Raw genomic sequence first — 19030 nt, forward strand, 5'->3', positions numbered from 1 at the left:
TGGCTGCATACTGGAGAGAGAGTAAGCATTGGTCTATTTTTTATGTTTTAGTAGTTAGGATTATCTAACCAAGAAAAAATTAAGCGTGGAAAACAAAAAAAGTAAATGGAGCGATTGTATGGGAAAAGTACTGATTAGAAATTATTCAAATTTAGAAAAGATAAGCATCTTGGCAAGCCATATGCACACAAATAATCTGCAAATATTTGACTATGACAAAAAGTGGTTTAAGACCACTATCAATTTGCCCGAATGCACTAGCTTTTTATAACTATATCTCTTTCCTAATTCTCTTATTGATGGAAATAACTTTGTTAGAATTTTTTCAGAGTTCAAACCTTTCAGACTAATAGTTGTCACTTGTCATAACCAATATATTAGCATGTGTTAAAGAAGGGGAGCTGATTGTGTCATCGGCTTTTAACAAACAATGTTCTTTAGTTTAATTGCCAGTAATTATTAAGCGGTGGAAAAAAGAAAATTATTATTAATGGTTGTTTGGAAGAAGAAGGGAGAAATTTACATGGATTTTGTATCGATATTACTTATAGCTATAACTTTTTTCTCTTTTTAGGATTTATTCTTTTTTGTAACAAAGTTATAGAAAAAGAGGGAGAGTAGAAAATGTTTTTATTTCTTATCGTCGGAGCGATTACATTGTATTTAATTCATGCTCTAATTTATCCAGAAAAATATTAATAGTTACTAACGGAGGAAAAGTAAATGGATTTTTTACAAATCGGCGTGGTATTGGCACTTGTCGTTATATTCTCCATACCAATGGCCAAATATTTAACGAATGTTTATTCTCTTGAAATAACCAAACAAGATAGCATGTTTGGAAAAATAGAACGAGTTATTTTCAAACTATCTGGCATTGATACAAATGATATGAGATGGCAGCAGTATGCCAAGGCACTGCTATTGAGTAACTTAGTAATGTTTATTATCTCGTACATTATCATTCGCTTTCAAGGTGTTTTACCAGGTAACCCTAGTAAGATAGACAGCATGGAGCCATTGTTGGCATTTAATACTGCTGCAAGTTTTCTTACAAATACCAATTTACAGCACTATAGTGGAGAATCGGGTCTCTCTTATTTATCTCAAATGGCAGTAATTATATTCTTGATGTTTACGACACCCGCTACTGGTCTTTCATTATGTATGGCATTTTTTAGAGGGTTAACGAATCAGCGGAGTATAGGAAACTTTTATGTGGATTTAATTCGTTCAATTACTCGGGTGCTACTTCCATTATCTATTTTGATTGGTTTAGTTCTAGTGTCACAGGGGGTGCCGCAAACACTTAATCCTACGGCAATTGCTACCACATTAGAAGGAGCCACGCAAAATATTGCAAGAGGGCCTGTAGCTGCATTGGAGTCTATCAAGCACATTGGTACAAATGGAGGAGGTTTCTTTGGGGTCAACTCAGCCCATCCATTTGAAAATCCTAACGGTTTTACAAATGTCTTGGAAATATTATCTATGTTTCTGATACCTGCAGCTCTTCCATTCACTTTTGGATATATGGCGAGAAATAAGAAACAAGGCTGGATCCTTTTTTCAGCGATGGGATTAATGTTGCTTGTCTTCTTAAGTATTACTTATATCAATGAAAAAAATGGTAATCCAGCATTAGAGAAAATAGGTCTTTCACAAGAGAATGGGAGTATGGAAGGAAAAGAGGTTCGTTTTGGTATTGCTCAGAGTGCATTATTTACAAGTGTGACAACAGCTGCTACTACAGGCTCTGTTAACAATATGCATGATACCCTTACTCCACTCGGAGGCATAGCACCACTGGCCATGATGATGTTGAACTGTGTGTTTGGCGGTGATGGAGTAGGAACGGTAAATATCCTTATGTATTCAGTAATGGCTGTATTTCTTGCCGGACTTATGGTTGGCCGTACACCTGAGTTTTTAGGTAAGAAAATTGAAGGAAAGGAGATGAAATTAATAGCAATAGCAATTCTTCTGCATCCATTAATCATCTTAGTACCCTCTGCCATAGCTTTAGCAACACAGTTGGGTTCATCGGCTATTTCAAACCCTGGTTTTCATGGTATTTCTCAAGTAGTCTATGAGTTTACTTCTTCTGCAGCCAATAATGGTTCTGGTTTTGAAGGTTTAGGTGACAATACACCATTTTGGAATATTTCCACTGGTTTAGTCATGTTGTTTGGCCGTTACTTCTCAATGATTGCAATGATTGCTGTCGCTGGATCATTACTCGCTAAGAAACGTGTTCCAGAAACAATCGGAACATTTAAAACAGATAATAGTACGTTCCTTGTTATTCTTTTAGCTACTGTTTTAATTATTGGAGCATTGACTTTCTTCCCAGTAATTGCACTTGGGCCAGTCGCTGAGTGGCTAACGATTAGATAAATGTTGAAAAGGAGTATTCCAAATGAGTACAAAGCGTAAAGCAAACGTAAGTAAGAAAATTGTTTTAGAGGCGATTAAAGATGCGTTCAAAAAATTAAATCCAAAAGTAATGGCTCGTAATCCAGTTATGTTTGTAGTTGAAATAGGGTTTGTTATTACCCTTCTCCTTTCAATATACCCTGCACTTTTTGGTGGAATATCAGAAAGAGGATATAACATTGCAGTGACCATCATTTTATTTGTGACCATTATTTTTGCTAATTTTGCTGAAGCTCTGGCAGAAGGACGCGGAAAAGCACAAGCTAATAGTCTTAAAAAGACAAAGCAGGATACTAAAGCAAGGTTAATCCAGAAAGATGGCAGCATAAAAATAGTCGATGCCACAGAACTACGCAAGGGCGATACAGTTTTAGTGAAAGCCAATGATATAATTCCAACGGATGGTGATGTAATCGAAGGAGTGGCTGCTGTAGACGAATCAGCAATTACTGGTGAATCAGCTGCTGTAATAAAAGAGTCTGGTGGGGATTTTAGTTCGGTAACAGGTGGAACAAAAGTTATTAGTGACTATATCAAAGTCAAAGTAAGTACTGATCCTGGGGAATCTTTCCTTGATCGTATGATTAACTTGGTAGAAGGAGCTAAAAGACAAAAAACACCTAATGAAATTGCCCTTAGTACTCTGCTTGTTAGTTTGACACTTATCTTTTTGCTTGTATGTACTACGCTAGTACCTATTGCTTCATATATCAAAGTGACATTGCCAATCGCTACCTTAATAGCATTACTGGTATGCTTGATTCCTACAACAATCGGAGGTCTACTCTCTGCTATTGGAATAGCGGGAATGGACAGAGTAACACAATATAATGTAATTGCGAAGTCTGGAAAATCGGTAGAAGCAGCTGGTGATATTAATACGATCATCCTTGATAAAACGGGAACCATCACACATGGGAACCGCATGGCTGCTGCCCTTTTACCGGTTAGTGGTATAAGTCAAGAAGAGCTTAACAAATTTGCGGTATATTCATCTTTACATGATGAAACTCCAGAAGGCCGTTCTGTCATAGAATTTGCAAAAAAATCCGGCTTGTCTGAAAAAGAATTAAATAAAAATGGTACGGAAGGAATAGAGTTTACAGCTGAAACCAGGATGAGCGGAACTGACTTTACTGATGGGAAAAAGGTCAGAAAAGGTGCAGTTGATGCAATAATCGAAAACATCCTGTATCAGGGGGGAAAATTCCCAAGTGATTTAAAAGACATTAGTGATAAAGTAGCCATGCAAGGCGGGACGCCACTTGTTGTTATAGAAGGAAATCGTGTACTAGGTGTTATTTACTTGAAAGATACAGTAAAACCAGGTATGAAGGAACGTTTTGATGAATTACGAAAAATGGGCATTAAAAGCGTGATGTGTACTGGTGATAACCCGTTAACAGCTGCGACTATTGCTAAAGAAGCCGGAGTAGATGATTTTATTGCCGAAGCAAAGCCTGAAGATAAAATTTCTGTTATTAAGAGGGAACAAGCGGAAGGTAAACTTGTAGCAATGACTGGTGATGGTACAAATGATGCGCCTGCGTTAGCACAGGCTGATGTTGGATTGGCAATGAATACAGGAACAAATGCAGCAAAGGAAGCAGCTAATATGGTGGATTTGGATTCAGATCCTACAAAAATCATTGAAGTGGTAGCCATTGGAAAACAGTTGCTCATGACCCGAGGTGCTTTAACCACCTTTAGTATTGCGAATGACGTGGCTAAATATTTTGCGATAATCCCTGCTATGTTCATGTTGGCTATTCCTCAAATGAAAGCTCTAAATATTATGGGATTAGCAACACCTCAAAGTGCTATATTATCAGCTTTGATATTTAACGCCATTATCATTCCATTGCTAATACCATTAGCTATGAAAGGTGTCAAATATGTTCCTATGAGCGCCACAAGATTATTAACAAAGAATTTGTCTCTATATGGATTAGGAGGAGTGCTAGTTCCTTTTATCGGAATTAAATTTATTGATTTAATTCTTGTGATGTTTAGAGTAGCTTAAAATTAAAAATAAGGGTGAGAATTCATGTTAAAGAATATACGTACAGTTTTCGTACTACTATTTATTTGTGGAATTGCGTATCCGTTACTGATGACAATGCTAGCTCAGGTGATAATGCCTGTAAAAGCAGAGGGTAGCTTAATTAAAAATGAATCGGGTGAAATTATAGGCTCCGAAATGATTGGTCAATCTTATAAAGATCCGGGTTACTTCCATGGTCGTATTTCTTCCATTAATTACGACGCAACTGGCTCAGGTACGCCAAACTATTCTCCATCAAATAAAGAAATGATTGAACGGACATTAAATGATATTGAAGAATTTTTAAATGAAAATCCTACAGTAGATAAAGCAGATGTACCTTCTGACTTAATGACAAATTCGGCTTCAGGACTTGATCCAAATGTTTCTCCTCAAGGAGCGATTGTTCAGGTTCCCCGTATTGCAAATGAGAGAGGATTATCTGAAAAAAGTTTATATAATCTTGTTGACGAATACACGGAAAGTCGTTCATTTGGACTTTTTGGTGAACCTCGAATTAATGTTTTGAAGTTAAATATAGCATTGGACGAACTAGAATAATTTTAATTAGGAGAGTTTTTCTACTCTCCTTTTACCTTAGAATGAAACTGGAGGTAGTAATATGCCAGATCTATTTCGTAGAAAAACACCAGATGAAATTCTACAGTCGATCTCTAATATTAAAAAAGGCAGGCTGAAGATCATACTTGGGGCTGTATATGGTTCAGGGAAAACCTATCATTTGCTCCTTGAAGGAAATGAGTTAAAAAAACGTGGGATTGACGTAGTTGTCGGGGTAGTTTGCACATCGAGTAGTCCTAAAACACTTGAGCAATTAGGCTGCCTAGAAATTATACCTTCTATCGAATGGGAGCAAAACGGTCATGTTAGACAAGATTTGAATATGAAGGAAATTTACAAACGAAACCCGGAAGTAATTTTAGTTGACCAATTAGCTCATAAAAATCATTCATCTGCTAAAAACCCAACTAGATTAGAAGATGTTAAGGAATTAATAAACAATGAGATTAGTGTCATAACAACAATAAATATTTACGAGTTGAAAGGAGTGAAAAAAGTTGCAGAGCAATTACTACAACTGCCACTTCATGTAAATGATACTGTACCCGAAGATACATTGACGCAGGCAGATGAAGTACGTCTTTTAGATGTTACTCCTGAAGCAATTTTAAAACGTCTCCAGGAAGGGGAAATTGAAGAAAAAGACGAACAAGCCAAAGGACTTGTGCAATTATACAATAAGGATAACCTAGCGGTACTTAGGGAACTGTCACTCCGGTTTTTGGCTGGAGAAGTGGAAGAGGATCTAACTGAATATCGAGAAGAGGAAGGGTTATTGGGACCTTCAGGTGCTTCTGAACGGATTTTGGTATGTGTACAATATCATTGGAATGGATCCATCTTAATACGAAGAGGGGATCAAATAGCCAAGCGTTTAGGTGGGGAGCTATTGATTGTTAGCTTTGTTCCAACTCAAAGAAAATTATCTAAAGAAGAAGAAATGTTTAAAAGATCCATGCAAAAACTCATTAATAAATTAAATGGAAAATTTGAGGAAATGACAATAAAAGGGGAAGAAATCGCTGAAGAAATAGTTGAATATGCCATGCAACATTATGTAACTCGAATTATCCTTGGTCATTCTAAAAGGACGAGATGGGAAGAGATTATTCACGGTTCAATAGTAAATAGAATATTGAGAAAAACGAAAAATATTGATGTGTTTATTGTAGCAGACCGTGCAGAAGTACATGGAGAAAGAGTAATACCCGCTATTCAGTCAAAAACAAGGAAAAAAAATCCATATCAAAGGCTTTCTCCTGATGAAATAAAAGAAAAAATACAAGGAGTAAAAAGAGGTACGTTAAAAATTTATATTGGGGCTGCACCTGGTGTAGGAAAAACATATACCATGCTGAGGGAAGCAAATCAATTGAATCAAAACGAAATTGATGTTGTGATTGGATTATTGGAAACACACGGGCGTAAAGAGACAGCGAGCGCAAATTGGAACTTTAGAAATCATACCTCGAAAACATATTACATATAAAAACGTAGTACTTGAGGAAATGGACCTTAAGGCCATAATTATTCGCAATCCTGAAGTAGTGCTGGTAGATGAATTAGCACATACGAATGTACCCGGAAGTAACAACCAAAAACGGTATCAAGATGTAATTGCCATTCTGGATGCCGGAATTTCGGTTATTTCTACAATGAATATTCAACATGTAGAAAGTTTAAATGATAGTGTAAAGCAAATAACAGGAGTGTGTGTAAGAGAAACTGTTCCAGACAGTTTTCTTCATTTAGCAGACGAACTAGAGTTAATTGATATCTCCCCAAAGGCACTCAGACAACGGATGCAGGAAGGATATATATATGCTAGAGATAAAGTAGAACAGTCACTTAGCAATTTCTTTAAGACACGAAACCTTATAGCATTGAGAGAACTTACGCTCCGTGAATTAGCAGATGATGTGGATGACAGATTAGAGTCATTAAAACGAAAAGAGGGAGTAAGAGGGCCGTGGAGAAAAGAAGAAGTAATCTTTGTCTGTGTAAATCTTAGACCAGATTCTGAGCGCTTAATTAGAAGGGGATTTCGTATTGCCTATCGTCTTAAAGCTAAGTGGTTTGTTGTGTACGTTAAAGATCAACCATCTCTGTCAAATGATGAGCAGAATATACTCGATAAAATCATAAGTCTTACGAATCGATTAGGTGGTAATTTCGAATTATATTCAACTGCAGACAGACGATTAGTGGTTGGTGAAATAACTAAACAATTACAAGATAAAAAAGCGACACAAGTTATCATAGGGCATTCAGCAAGATCGAGATGGCAAGAAATTAAACAAGGTTCCATTGTTGCACGTCTACTAAGAGAGGCTAGACATCTCGATGTTCTTGTGGTAGCTGATTAAATGACATGTTTGGCTAGCGATGAAAGAGATCTCTTTCCCAATTTTCTAGTGCTAATACTTGCTAAGAAAATTTTTTTTAGAATTCTTTAGATAAGGACCGTAAAAGTTGTTGTAAATTTCAACATCTGTGCTGAATACCGAATATCAACGTTTTAAATTCCCCCAAAAATAAAAGTTAATCATCTTATCACCTAATAGAGTTGGAGTGTTAAGACGACGCTAACTAAAGACTCGATTTTTATCAGAAAAATTCCCTCTATGGTTTATAAAAAAACGGAAAAGAATGCTTACAAATGCTCGTTTTTCTTTAATGATCTTGCCTACATTCAATTGGTTCCTGTCCCGTTTTCAACAAACAAAGAACGACCCAAAACCATTATGTCTTTGGGTCCGTGCCAAATACCCCGCTAACGGTAACCAGATGGATAACTTTATACGAAAGGTCCGTGTATATTTTCTTAGTTTTACAACTAATTATAATCAAAAGCTCATGAGGACAGTTAGTTTTACGTCTGTTTTACAGATGAAAAAACGAGACATATCAGACTGTAAGAGCAGTAACAAAAACCGTCCGTAAAGTATTTCATAAATTTAGGGAATTTTACACTTACAGAAATATCCCATAATTGTAATATAAAGGGTGAATGAATTTCATGAAGGGAATGATTGATGCAATGAATAGAATGGTTTTATGTATTTCATTGACTTTTGTAGCTTTTTTTGTCCTTTTTGGCTCCCTTGATTTCTTTACCAACAAGGCATCTGCAGAAACCCACGCCTATGATGGAAAAAGCCCTTACTACAATAGTTGTGCGGCTAGTGCGGTTACGAAGAAGAATTTGAAAATTTATGCAAACGGTGCTTCTGCAAATTTAGAGTTGAAATTCAGTACAACTTGCAAAACCGCTTGGGCAAAGATTACTCTAAGCAGGCCAGCTAAAACTGACGGAGAGGCAACGGCATTAGTCGTCCGGAACACTGATAATAAACAATTTAGTTGTGCATCTCCTGGAGGAAATGGGGAGATTAATAAAGGTCAAACAACATGTTATACACCTATGGTATATGATTTAGATCCGCGAAAGGCGAAAGCAGTTGCATTTTGGCCATATACGGCAGGTGAAACCGGCTGGTATTAATGATAAAGCAAAAGCCTTCTTCTACTTTTATGTAAAGAAAGGATGAATGACTTGAATCATAAACTTAAAATGATAGGTTTATCGTTAGTAATGATGTTGTCGATGTTCGTTATTGATTTTTTTATATTTGGGAATAATCAAGCACTAGCCGAAAATCATAATTATGATGGAAAAAGCCCTAACTATAATAGTTGTGCAAGCTCGGCTGTTACGAAGGATACAAAATGGATTGATTCCGTTTCGTATGTAGAATTGAAATTCAGCACTACCTGTAAAACTGCCTGGGCGAAAGTTACTGTTACGCGTCCGGCTGTATACAATCATGAAGCGGATGCTAGAATCGTTAGAAGCACAGATGGTAAAGCTTATACGTGTAACAGCACAGGAGGAAATGGAGTTGTAAATAAAGGGCAGACCTCATGTTATACACCAATGGTATATGACTTAGACCCGCGCAAGGCACAGGCCCAGGGGATACATGCAATCCCTAATAGTGACGCCTATAAGAAAGCGGTAACTATTTGGTATTAGAAGTGGTCTTTTATCATCATATAATGATTAGATGATATATATTTCTTCAGAACAAGCCTAGCTCTTTTTTTGTGGATTTGTCAACCGAGAGCCATTCCATTGCGGAGTCGCTCTCTTTTTACTTTTTCTGAATGCCGTCCCTTTCCATCTGGATCTGGCTTAATACCCTATGATAACAAGTGTCGCTTTTATGTCTTGTAATTGATTCGTTATTGGGATGTGTACAAAGAGTTCCATGAAATCTTCGTATTAACTAATTCAATTATAATGGTTTGTTGAGAAGTATTTTATCTTGTAATGGTGATTATATAATTACGAATCATCCGAATAAATTGATTGGTACTTTAGATCGGAGCAATGATCGTAAAAATAGTAGTTTTATTTTTAAATATAAGGTAAAATATGGTATATTAATTACAGATTTTTCATTATATTAAAAATATAAGGAGTTGCAAACGATGATTTCATTTCCTAAGCCTGATGTTGAGCAGTTTTTGCGAACTTTTTCTATTGGTGATTTTGCACTTAGTCCAGATGAAAAGCAGCTGGTTTTTAGTACGAATTTGAGTGGTAAGTATAATTTATGGGGGATGAATCTGCCAAACACCTTCCCTTATCCGCTCACATTTGTGGATCAAAGCTGCCAAGGTCTTTTATATGATAAGCAAAGCAGGTTTATTATTGCTGGATTTGACCAAGACGGCAATGAAAATACTCAATTTTACGGGATTCCTTTGCAAGGTGGGGCGATGAAGGAAATTGTCTATCATGAAGATACTCGTAATTTTATGCCGATGTTATCGGAAGACAGCAATAAACTATATTACACTTCATCGAAAGGAAATCCGTCCTATTTGAATGCCTATTGTTTAGATTTAGAATCGGGGCGTGAAACAAAGGTTCTAGAAGGAAAGGATGCAGCAACGTATTTATATGGCTTAAGCCCAGATGAAGAAACCTTACTTTACTATAAACACTTTGCTAATACATATACTCTTCTATATGCGAAACGCGGCAATGAAAATATCCTGCTTACGCCTCCTACTGAGAAACAACACACAGTTAATGATGGTGTTTTTGTTTCAGATTCAATGGTATATTTATTGACTGATTATGATTCAGATTTTACCTATTTGGCTTCATACAACCTTGAAACAGACCAATTCAGTAAAGTTAAAGAATTGGAAAATGAGAGTTTTGATGGCTTAAAATATAGTAAAGAGCATCAATTATTATATGTAACTAGTCAAAAGGGTGTAGAGGATCATTTATATGAATACAATCTCCAAAGTACCGATTGGAAAAAGCTTTCGTCCCCTTGCAGTGTCATTGAAAAGCTTGAAGTCGCTAAATCAGGCACTCTGTACTTATTAGGAAGGAGTGCAACTAATCCTCATAATATTTATAAACGATTGGGAAATGAGTGGATATCATTAACTCAGTATTCTGTTCCTGGAGTAGATTCAAATGACTTAGTTGAACCGGATGTCATAACATACCCATCATTTGATGGTATGGAGATTGAAGCGTTATTTTTTAGGGCAAAAAAGGAAAATGATAATGGTGAAGTTATTTTCTGGCCTCACGGAGGTCCACAAGCGGCAGAACGGAAATTTTTTAGAGCTTCATTTCAGTTCTTTTTAAATCATGGGTACAGTATTTTCGCTCCAAACTTTCGTGGTTCTTCTGGTTATGGTTTGGAATTCATGAAAATGGTAGAAGGAGACTGGGGATATGGGCCACGCTTAGATAATGTCGCTGGTCTCGACTGGTTGATAAAACAAGGATATGCGCATAAAGGAAATATTTTATTAATGGGTGGAAGCTATGGTGGTTATATGGCTCTTCTTCTACACGGTCGTCATGCTGATTACTTTAAAGCGGTTGTTGATATTTTCGGTCCATCTAATCTATTTTCTTTTATCAATTCGGTTCCTGAAGATTGGAAGCCAGTTATGGATCAATGGGTAGGGAATCCGGAAAAAGATAAAGAAAAGCTTACTGAATATTCTCCAATCACTTATTTAGACTCTATGACAAAGCCAATGCTTGTTATTCAAGGCGCAAACGATCCTCGTGTGGTCAAAGAAGAATCAGACCAAATTGTGCAAGCATTAAAGGATAAAGGAAGAGATGTTGAGTATATGCTATTAGAAGATGAAGGGCATGGCTTTTCCAAGAAAGAAAATGAAATTGCCGTCTATCAAAAGATACTTTCATTCTTTAATCAATTCGTTCGTTCAAAAGAGAAAGCATAAACTAAAATTCCTGTTTGGGACACCTCCGAAGCTACAAAGGTTATGAAACTATTATAAATTACCAAATAATAATTGTATAACCTAAATTAGGATTTTGAAGGGCATAATTCTTCCACAGGACAAAAACACTAATTTAGCTAACACAAATTTTATTTAAGCTATTTCTAAATGAAGCGGAGTCCTTAGATGTAATAAGAAAATTAAGGAATTTAAAATGAAAAAGAGGTTGTTTCAAAATTCGGACAGCCTCTTTAAATTTTTTTATTAATTAATTTAAAGATGAAAATATGAAGCCGATTTAACTTTGCACAGTTTGTTAGTTACGAATTCAAGTGGAATGTATAATTGATAGAGATGAATGGAGAAAACAACTCCTTTATCAGATTTGTTCCATAAAAATATTTGCATATATATATTAGAGTTTTAGTGGGCTATTCCTTATTTGCCCTAAATACTCTATATCCCAAACTGTTTCCACAACTTAGGACAAGCCGATAATGTTCCTCTATGATTTGTTCCAAAGATTCATTTAAAGGAAGAATGAGGTTATCGACAGCTGATGAATTTTTTAATTCTTCTAAAACTGTATTCGACTTTAGAATTTTTAGATTTTTAAATCCCTCCTTTTTGAATGCTTTTAACCATTCCGATTGTGTCAAGACATTCGTTAAATTATAGAATTTCATTATTTCCTTTTTTTGATTAAGGTTAAGTTCAGTCTCTGCCGTCATATCTATAGAAATCAAAGTACCACCAGGTTTTAGGACTCTGTAATATTCACAAAGCGATTGTTGAATATTAGTGAATGCTGTTGTGGATTCAGCCATGATAAAATCAAAATAATTATTAGTAAAAGGTAAATCTTCTATGGAATTCATATAAACATTACTGGGTATGTTAGCTTGTTGAAATCGTTGGTTTGCATGTTTTACCATCTCAGGGTGATTATCCAATGCGTAAACTTGGCAAAGAAAGTGTTGAGCCAAGAATTGAGATGTTTGCCCTGTTCCGCATCCAGCATCAAGGATTATTGTGGATTGGTCTATTTTTTCATTCTTTAAGAGTTGTTTAGTTAGTTCAAATCCTCCAGGATGAGCCCCTTCAATTCCTAAGAATGCTAAGGCGTCTTGGTATGAATGATTCATTGCATTGTCTCCTTTAAAAAGTAATTCATTTATTTTATGCAGCTGAATCAATGCGTGATTGAATTCAACAAAAAGGTAAATTTGAAACAGACTTTTCATTTGTATTGGGTGTTTAATCTATGCAGGCTAGTCCCCGGATGCATACGATGTAGAACGATTAACAAGGGGAGTGTTAAAATGGGAAACCACAATTATTATCATAAGTGCAGGCAAGGTGTTGGAAGACCAGTAGAAATTCGTACAAATAGAGGGACGGTTCATCGTGGAATTATACATCGGGTTACTCCTAACCGTGTTTATATTCGCCCAATTGATGATGGTGGTAACATTGGAGGATTTGGTTATGGTTTTGGTTTTAATTCAGGATTTGGTCGGGGGGCTGCTAATGGATTTGCCTTTGGGGCTATTTCGTCCTTAATCTTTCTTGCATTTCTTTGGTAGTAAAATAAAATAGAACACTAAAAAACCTGAAAAATAGATTCAGGTTTTTTTATTTTGTTTCGCGGAATGTCATATTAGTGGAAATAATCTAGATGAAAAAAGGTACAAAAAAATAAAGGGGATTTTCTCTTCACTTGAAACCGGAATTTTTTCAATAAACCTGAAGACGAAGCGTTAAAGCAAGAGAGCCAGAGGGTGATAGTACTCTTATAAACAGTTCACATTCTTGATTTTTCAGGGCATCTATAGAAATTGAATGTTAATTTTAATACTTTTTTCACTTCAGGCTGCTTTATGGAGGAAGAATTGCAAACATGAAAACCTTTGATATATATATTTAGGCATGAAGTTATCGTGCCATAAATTGTATGTAAAGTGTATAATTGTAATGGAAATGATAGATTTGAATCCCAAATCTGTGTAGCAAGGAGAAGTGTAATGATTGCCTTATATAAAATGAGTGACTCATTGGAAAATCAAATTGGAAAGCTGTTTCGAGGAGTAGGATACAAAACTGCTCGTTTTTATTCTGTGAATGCTTTGTTAGAGCAGATTATGAACCCGATGGTCATTATAACGCCCGCAATCTATCAAAAAGAATTAGCAGCTCTTCAAGTTCCAATTCTACCGCTTTCCATTCGTCTGGATGATATTGAGAAAACGAAAGAAAAAGAAGGTCTAATGAATGATTCTAACAAAATATGTTGTGTTGTTGCATCAGAAGAAGAAATTAAATGGCTAAAAAAAGAATATGATGAGAATCCACGAATCCCATTACATTTTGTCAGTAAAGAAGAGTTTTTTTCAGCTGGTATTCAACCGGATAGGGTGTATGTAGCTCCCGTTTGGATGAAAGACTTACTCACTCATTCACATTCAGGAACCGTACATCTTATCAAACCCTCCCTATCTTCTTTGATTTCTAGTATACAAATGGCAATTTCCATAGACAAATTAACAGCAAGTATAGCCATGGAAAGGTATCAGGTAGAAGCTATTGTTAAATCTGCTCATGATGGAGTTGTGGCAGTAGACCATGAGGGAAGAATTACAGTAGCTAACGAACATGCGAAAAAATTATTAGGTCTACAAGATGGAGTAAAAGGACATAAGATTACGGAATTTATCCCTCATTCCGATTTGATGCGCATTCTTGCAACTGGAAAAATTGAAATGGGGGATATTGCAACAGTCAAGGGGAGGCAAATTGTCATTAACCGATTCCCAGTGATTGTCAAAGGTAAAATTGTTGGGGTAGTTTCAAGTTTTAAAGAAATCACTAATATTCAAAAAATGGAGCTTAAACTTAGAAAGATGTTACATCAAAGTGGACTTGAAGCAAAACATAGACTGAGTGATATTGTTGGTCAATCCAAGGAATTGATAAAGGCTAAGGAATTAGCCCAAAGATTTGCTCAAACTGAAGCAACTGTATTAATTACAGGTGAATCTGGAACCGGAAAAGAACTATTCGCACAAGGTATTCATTTGGCAAGTCCACGTGTTCTGGGTCCTTTTGTTGCTGTAAACTGTTCTGCATTACCAGAAAGCCTGTTGGAAAGTGAATTATTTGGCTATGAAGAGGGTGCATTTACAGGGGCGAATAAGGGAGGAAAAGTAGGTCTATTTGAACTTGCTCACGGTGGTACTTTATTTTTAGATGAAATCGGTGAAATGCCTCTTCATATCCAAGCTCTATTATTGCGTGTTCTTCAGGAAAGAACAGTGCGAAGGGTCGGGGGAGAACGTGTTGTGCCAGTAGATGTTCGAATTATTGCTGCAACAAATCGAAAATTAGAGGAAGAAATTAGAGAAAAAAAGTTTCGAACTGACCTTTATTACCGAATTAACGTTTTGAATGTTGAGTTACCACCTTTGCGCGATCGATTAATCGATATTCCTGACCTATTGGAGGCAATTGTTAATCAATTCAACGAAAAACGCGAATCGAAAATCGTTAGTATTGACCAAGAGGTATATACATTATTTAAGGCATATGACTGGCCAGGAAATATAAGGGAGCTCAGAAATATAGTTGAACGAATGGTACTGCTTGAAGAGGGAACAACCTTAACAGTGCAAAGCGGCGAATTCCTTTTACAAAAGCTTAATAGGAACAAAAGTCAGAAAGATCTTTCTGATTTAAGCATTAAAGTGAAGGAACGAGAACTGATTGAGGAGGCATTAAAAAAATATTTCAATAACAAAACTAAGACTGCACAAGCACTTGGAGTAGACCGATCTACTCTATGGAGAAAACTAAAAGAATATAATCTGTAGTGTTTCAAAATTCAACACCTTGTTGTAATTTAAAACACTTATCGAAGGGTTAATAAAATAGAAAACCCTTTTGTCGCTTAATATATCTGAATTTTCAGTATTTTGATTTTATTGGCACGGTTTTTGCAAGTTATGAAATTGTAGCACATTATTATGAAACATAATGAGGTGAAGAAATTGCAAAAACACTTTTCCATCGCAATTATTCCTGGGGACGGAATTGGTCCAGAAGTAGTTAATGAAGGGTTGAAGGTTTTAAAAGTGCTTGAAGAAGTACATTCAGATGTAAGATTTGTTTACGATTTCTATGATTGGAATTGTGAGTATTATCTAAAACATGGAAGGATGATGCCAACGAATGGACTAAATTTATTAGAGGATTACGACACGATTTTATTTGGAGCCGTTGGAGCTCCTACTGTTCCAGATCATGTTTCGGTATGGGAACTTATTCTTCCAATCCGCAGGCATTTTCAGCAATATGTTAACTTGAGACCGGTCAAACTGCTTAAAGGGTTGGAAAGCCCATTGAGATATAAATCACATGATGATTTAGACTTTGTCGTAATTAGAGAAAATACGGAAGGGGAGTATTCGAATATAGGTGGTCGCCTTCACGAAGGCACACCTTATGAAACAGCGATACAAAACAATGTATTTACCCGATATGGAAGTGAAAGGATTCTCAAGTATGCCTATTCAGTGGCTGAAAGTAGACCAAAGAAAAGGCTGACGGTCGCAACAAAGTCCAATGCGATTAATCATACCATGCCATTTTGGGATGAAATCGTTAAAGAAATTGGAAATGAGTACCCTCAGATAGATGTTCAACTCTATCATATAGATGCACTTGCTGCTTATTTTATCTCAAAGCCTGAAAGTTTTGATGTCGTTGCGGGAAGCAATCTGTTTGGGGATATATTAACAGATTTGGGAGCCGCTATAGTTGGGGGACTGGGGTTGGCACCTTCTGGAAACATCAATCCTGAAAGGAAATATCCTTCGATGTTTGAACCAATACACGGCTCAGCACCAGATATAGCAGGAAAAGGGATTGCCAATCCAATTGCACAAATTTGGAGTATTAGTCTCATGATGGATCATCTTAGACTTCCTGAATTAGGAAAATTGGTGTTGAACGCCATAGAAGAAGTGTTATTCGATGGTACTGTCAGGACTCCTGATCTCGGAGGAACGGCTAATACCATGGAAATGGGAGATGCAATTGTTTCAAAAATACGGGAAATGAGTTTAAAAACCAATTTGGGGGAGAAAAAATGATTATAAAAGACTATCATTTATCTATTGGTGGACAGCAAGTACCTACAGAAGAAACGATTCCTGTATATAACAAATATACAGGTGAAGTATTAACTCATGTTGCTAAGGCAGAAAAGCAACATGTTTATAATGCTATAACAGAGGCACGAAAATGCTTTAAACAAGATCAATTAACTGCATTTCAAAGGTATCAAATTTTATTGAAAGCCTCCGAGTTGTTCCAAGAACGTAGAGAAGAATTTGAGATCACCTTGGTGAGAGAAGTAGGTAAGACCATTAAAGATGCCAAAGGTGAACTGGATCGCACAATTGAAACTTTGCGTTTGTCCGCGGAAGAAGCAAAAAGAATTACTGGTGAAATGATTCCGTTACAGGCTGTCGAAGGAGCGGATAATCGATTGGGGTTCACAATCCGTGTCCCTAAAGGAGTCATTGGAGCCATCACTCCCTTTAATTACCCATTATTGTTAGCGATACATAAAATCGCCCCAGCACTAGCATCAGGAAATACAGTGGTAGTAAAACCAGCACCAAACACACCTGTGACCACATTTCAATTAGTAGAACTGTTTGAAGAGGCTGGTCTGCCAAAAGGATATGTAAATGTGGTAAATGGTGGTGCCGAAGTTGGTGAATGGCTTTTACAGGATGAACGGATTGCCATGTATTCTTTTACTGGATCAGCAGGAGTTGGAAGATATATTAAAGAGAAAAGTGGAATGCGCCCAGTAACCTTGGAGCTAGGAAACAATTCTCCAAACATTATTCATTTTGATGCTGATTTGGACCAAGCGGCCAAGCTTACGGCTTCCCGTAGCTTTCACAATGCAGGGCAAGCATGTATATCTGTTCAGCGTTTATATGTGCATAATTCTGTATTGGATGATTTTACAGAAAAGTATCTTTCATATGTTCAACAACTGAAAGTTGGGAATCCGGAAGAACCGGACACGGATATAGGTCCAATGATTAATGAAAAAGAGGCGATTCGCGTAGAACAGTGGGTCAATGAGGCTATTTCAGAAGGTGCTGTTGCGCTTACGCCGATTCTTAGAGAAGGTTCACTGTTTTATCCAGCTGTATTAACTCAAACAACACCGAACATGAAAGTTGTTTGTCAGGAAGTGTTCGCACCGGTAGTGGCGATAATCCCTTACGAGGATATTTTGGAAGCATTAGAGTCGGCCAATCAATCGGATTATGGTCTTCAAGCAGGCATTTTTACACAAGATCTGGCTTTAGCCTTAAAGGCAGTCAAGGTGCTGGAATATGGTGGAGTAATCGTGAATGACGTATCAACCTACCGCAACGATATGATGCCATATGGTGGAGTTAAGAAAAGTGGAATTGGTAAGGAAGGACCAAGATATACGATTGAAGAAATGACAGATGAAAAAATGGTGGTGATTAACTTATGATTGAGAAATTATTACAGGGGAAAACAGCCATTGTAACGGGAGCAGGGTCAGGTATGGGGAAAGCCATTGCACAATTATTTGTTGAACAAAAAGCAAATGTAATCTTCGCAGACTTGAATATCGAGGCAGCAAAAGCAGCAAGCGATTCGTTTTCTAGCGAAAATGTCAAGGCCGTTCAGGTCGATGTTTCTAATAACGAAGATGTGGCTGCACTGTTCCAGGAAGTGGAGGACATTTTTGGAAGATTAGACATTGTAGTGAATTGTGCTGGTGTACCTCAGGTCTTCACAGAGGTAGAGGATTTAAGTATAGAACAATGGGATCGGATTATGGACGTTAATACGAAATCTATCTTTTTAACTACCAAGTATGCAGCTCCAATCATGAAAAAACAGCAAAGCGGTTCGATTATAAATATCGCTTCCATTGCAGGGGTACGAGCTCGTCCCGGTTTAAATGCATACTGTGCGTCAAAAGGAGCTGCCATTATGCTTACTAAGGCATTGGCATTGGAGTTCGCACCTTATAAAATTCGTGTGAATGCCATTAACCCAGGACCTGCTGATACACCGATGATCAATCAATTTTTGAATGGGGACGGGACACTGATGGAAGAAGATAAGAAAAAGATCTTTTTGGACAGCGTTCCATTAGGTTCCCTTATACAGGCAGAAGATATTGCGCAAGCTTCCCTTTATCTCGCTTCCGACTTAGCAAAAATAGTGACTGGTGAGATACTCAATGTAGATGGTGGACGTGGGATATAATTAGTGAGCTGGACGAAAATATAGATAACGAGACTCCCTTAATTAAGTGTATTTTTTCAGCCAAGCCATACGATATTGTGAAATGACTTTAAGCAATATCGTATGCATTCAAAAAATGTAAGTGTCCGCTAGTTGCATTTGATGTTGAGACTTTTGATTTTGCCATAATACTTTTAAAGAACGACTTCAATCTAGTATTTTTTAGTTCATCAGTATTTATAGCCTTTGAACCCGGTATAGCAGTCAAAGTTAGAGCGAATCTGTCTAACACACTATTGCAACCAAAATGTCAGCTTACTTTGAATTTACCTAGGACGATAGGACTTCACGAACCTCGATTAC

At 36.7% G+C, this 19030-nt stretch carries 12 protein-coding genes and 1 pseudogene; 12 read left to right on the forward strand and 1 reads right to left on the reverse strand.

Going from position 1 to position 19030, the window contains the following annotated elements:
* The first annotated feature begins 723 nt into the window (after positions 1-723).
* From kdpA to JFU50_RS23735, 7 genes and pseudogenes are all read left to right on the forward strand, one after another.
* A complete protein-coding gene (kdpA, locus tag JFU50_RS23705) occupies positions 724-2397 on the forward strand; it encodes a potassium-transporting ATPase subunit KdpA (protein ID WP_201224419.1) in 1674 nt (557 codons plus the stop codon).
* A gap of 22 nt (positions 2398-2419) precedes the next feature.
* On the forward strand, positions 2420-4459 hold the full coding sequence (gene kdpB / locus JFU50_RS23710; protein WP_201224421.1) for a potassium-transporting ATPase subunit KdpB: 2040 nt from the start codon (positions 2420-2422) through the stop codon (positions 4457-4459).
* A gap of 24 nt (positions 4460-4483) precedes the next feature.
* Positions 4484-5041 carry a potassium-transporting ATPase subunit KdpC gene (kdpC, locus tag JFU50_RS23715; RefSeq protein WP_201224423.1) on the forward strand — a complete coding sequence of 186 codons (558 nt, stop codon included), beginning with the start codon at positions 4484-4486 and terminating at the stop codon, positions 5039-5041.
* A gap of 61 nt (positions 5042-5102) precedes the next feature.
* Positions 5103-7428: pseudogene (locus JFU50_RS23720) on the forward strand (universal stress protein).
* 662 nt (positions 7429-8090) lie between these two features.
* On the forward strand, positions 8091-8567 hold the full coding sequence (locus tag JFU50_RS23725) for a DUF2690 domain-containing protein (RefSeq protein ID WP_446728190.1): 477 nt from the start codon (positions 8091-8093) through the stop codon (positions 8565-8567).
* A 90-nt stretch (positions 8568-8657) separates the two neighbouring features.
* On the forward strand, positions 8658-9098 hold the full coding sequence (locus JFU50_RS23730; protein WP_376109738.1) for a YjfA family protein: 441 nt from the start codon (positions 8658-8660) through the stop codon (positions 9096-9098).
* Between the two features lie 458 nt (positions 9099-9556).
* On the forward strand, positions 9557-11356 hold the full coding sequence (locus tag JFU50_RS23735) for a S9 family peptidase (RefSeq protein WP_201224425.1): 1800 nt from the start codon (positions 9557-9559) through the stop codon (positions 11354-11356).
* A gap of 431 nt (positions 11357-11787) precedes the next feature.
* On the opposite strand, the gene JFU50_RS23740 is transcribed toward JFU50_RS23735, so the two are convergent.
* On the reverse strand, positions 11788-12501 hold the full coding sequence (locus JFU50_RS23740; RefSeq protein WP_201224427.1) for a class I SAM-dependent methyltransferase: 714 nt from the start codon (positions 12499-12501) through the stop codon (positions 11788-11790).
* Between the two features lie 177 nt (positions 12502-12678).
* Here JFU50_RS23740 and JFU50_RS23745 point away from each other — a divergent pair, with 177 nt between their 5' ends.
* From JFU50_RS23745 to JFU50_RS23765, 5 genes are all read left to right on the forward strand, one after another.
* Positions 12679-12942 (forward strand): hypothetical protein, encoded by a 264-nt coding sequence (locus JFU50_RS23745; protein WP_201184814.1) that lies wholly within the window; start codon positions 12679-12681, stop codon positions 12940-12942.
* A 438-nt stretch (positions 12943-13380) separates the two neighbouring features.
* Positions 13381-15222, forward strand: a complete 1842-nt coding sequence (locus JFU50_RS23750) for a sigma-54 interaction domain-containing protein (RefSeq protein WP_201224429.1) — start codon at positions 13381-13383, stop codon at positions 15220-15222.
* 153 nt (positions 15223-15375) lie between these two features.
* Positions 15376-16503, forward strand: coding sequence for a tartrate dehydrogenase (locus tag JFU50_RS23755; protein WP_201224431.1), 1128 nt, complete (start codon positions 15376-15378; stop codon positions 16501-16503).
* The gene (locus tag JFU50_RS23760) at positions 16500-17921 is read left to right on the forward strand and encodes an aldehyde dehydrogenase family protein (RefSeq protein ID WP_201224433.1); all 1422 of its coding nucleotides are present in this window, start codon (positions 16500-16502) and stop codon (positions 17919-17921) included. Before JFU50_RS23755 ends, JFU50_RS23760 begins: the two co-directional genes overlap by 4 nt.
* A complete protein-coding gene (locus JFU50_RS23765) occupies positions 17918-18688 on the forward strand; it encodes an SDR family NAD(P)-dependent oxidoreductase (RefSeq protein ID WP_201224435.1) in 771 nt (256 codons plus the stop codon). The genes JFU50_RS23760 and JFU50_RS23765 overlap by 4 nt, the downstream gene beginning before the upstream one ends.
* Positions 18689-19030 lie beyond the last annotated feature (342 nt).

Source organism: Peribacillus sp. TH14, assembly GCF_016651145.1.
GTDB classification, from domain to species: Bacteria; Bacillota; Bacilli; order Bacillales; family DSM-1321; genus Peribacillus; species Peribacillus butanolivorans.

Excerpts from the sequence above, each read along its gene's own strand:
- JFU50_RS23735 (WP_201224425.1), top strand. The coding sequence starts at position 9,557 with ATGATTTCATTTCCTAAGCCTGATGTTGAGCAGTTTTTGCGAACTTTT.
- kdpB (WP_201224421.1), top strand. The coding sequence starts at position 2,420 with ATGAGTACAAAGCGTAAAGCAAACGTAAGTAAGAAAATTGTTTTAGAG.
- JFU50_RS23745 (WP_201184814.1), top strand. The coding sequence starts at position 12,679 with ATGGGAAACCACAATTATTATCATAAGTGCAGGCAAGGTGTTGGAAGA.
- JFU50_RS23730 (WP_376109738.1), top strand. The coding sequence starts at position 8,658 with ATGATGTTGTCGATGTTCGTTATTGATTTTTTTATATTTGGGAATAAT.
- kdpA (WP_201224419.1), top strand. The coding sequence starts at position 724 with ATGGATTTTTTACAAATCGGCGTGGTATTGGCACTTGTCGTTATATTC.
- JFU50_RS23760 (WP_201224433.1), top strand. The coding sequence starts at position 16,500 with ATGATTATAAAAGACTATCATTTATCTATTGGTGGACAGCAAGTACCT.
- JFU50_RS23740 (WP_201224427.1), bottom strand. The coding sequence starts at position 12,501 with ATGAATCATTCATACCAAGACGCCTTAGCATTCTTAGGAATTGAAGGG.
- JFU50_RS23765 (WP_201224435.1), top strand. The coding sequence starts at position 17,918 with ATGATTGAGAAATTATTACAGGGGAAAACAGCCATTGTAACGGGAGCA.
- kdpC (WP_201224423.1), top strand. The coding sequence starts at position 4,484 with ATGTTAAAGAATATACGTACAGTTTTCGTACTACTATTTATTTGTGGA.
- JFU50_RS23755 (WP_201224431.1), top strand. The coding sequence starts at position 15,376 with ATGAAACATAATGAGGTGAAGAAATTGCAAAAACACTTTTCCATCGCA.
- JFU50_RS23725 (WP_446728190.1), top strand. The coding sequence starts at position 8,091 with ATGATTGATGCAATGAATAGAATGGTTTTATGTATTTCATTGACTTTT.
- JFU50_RS23750 (WP_201224429.1), top strand. The coding sequence starts at position 13,381 with ATGATTGCCTTATATAAAATGAGTGACTCATTGGAAAATCAAATTGGA.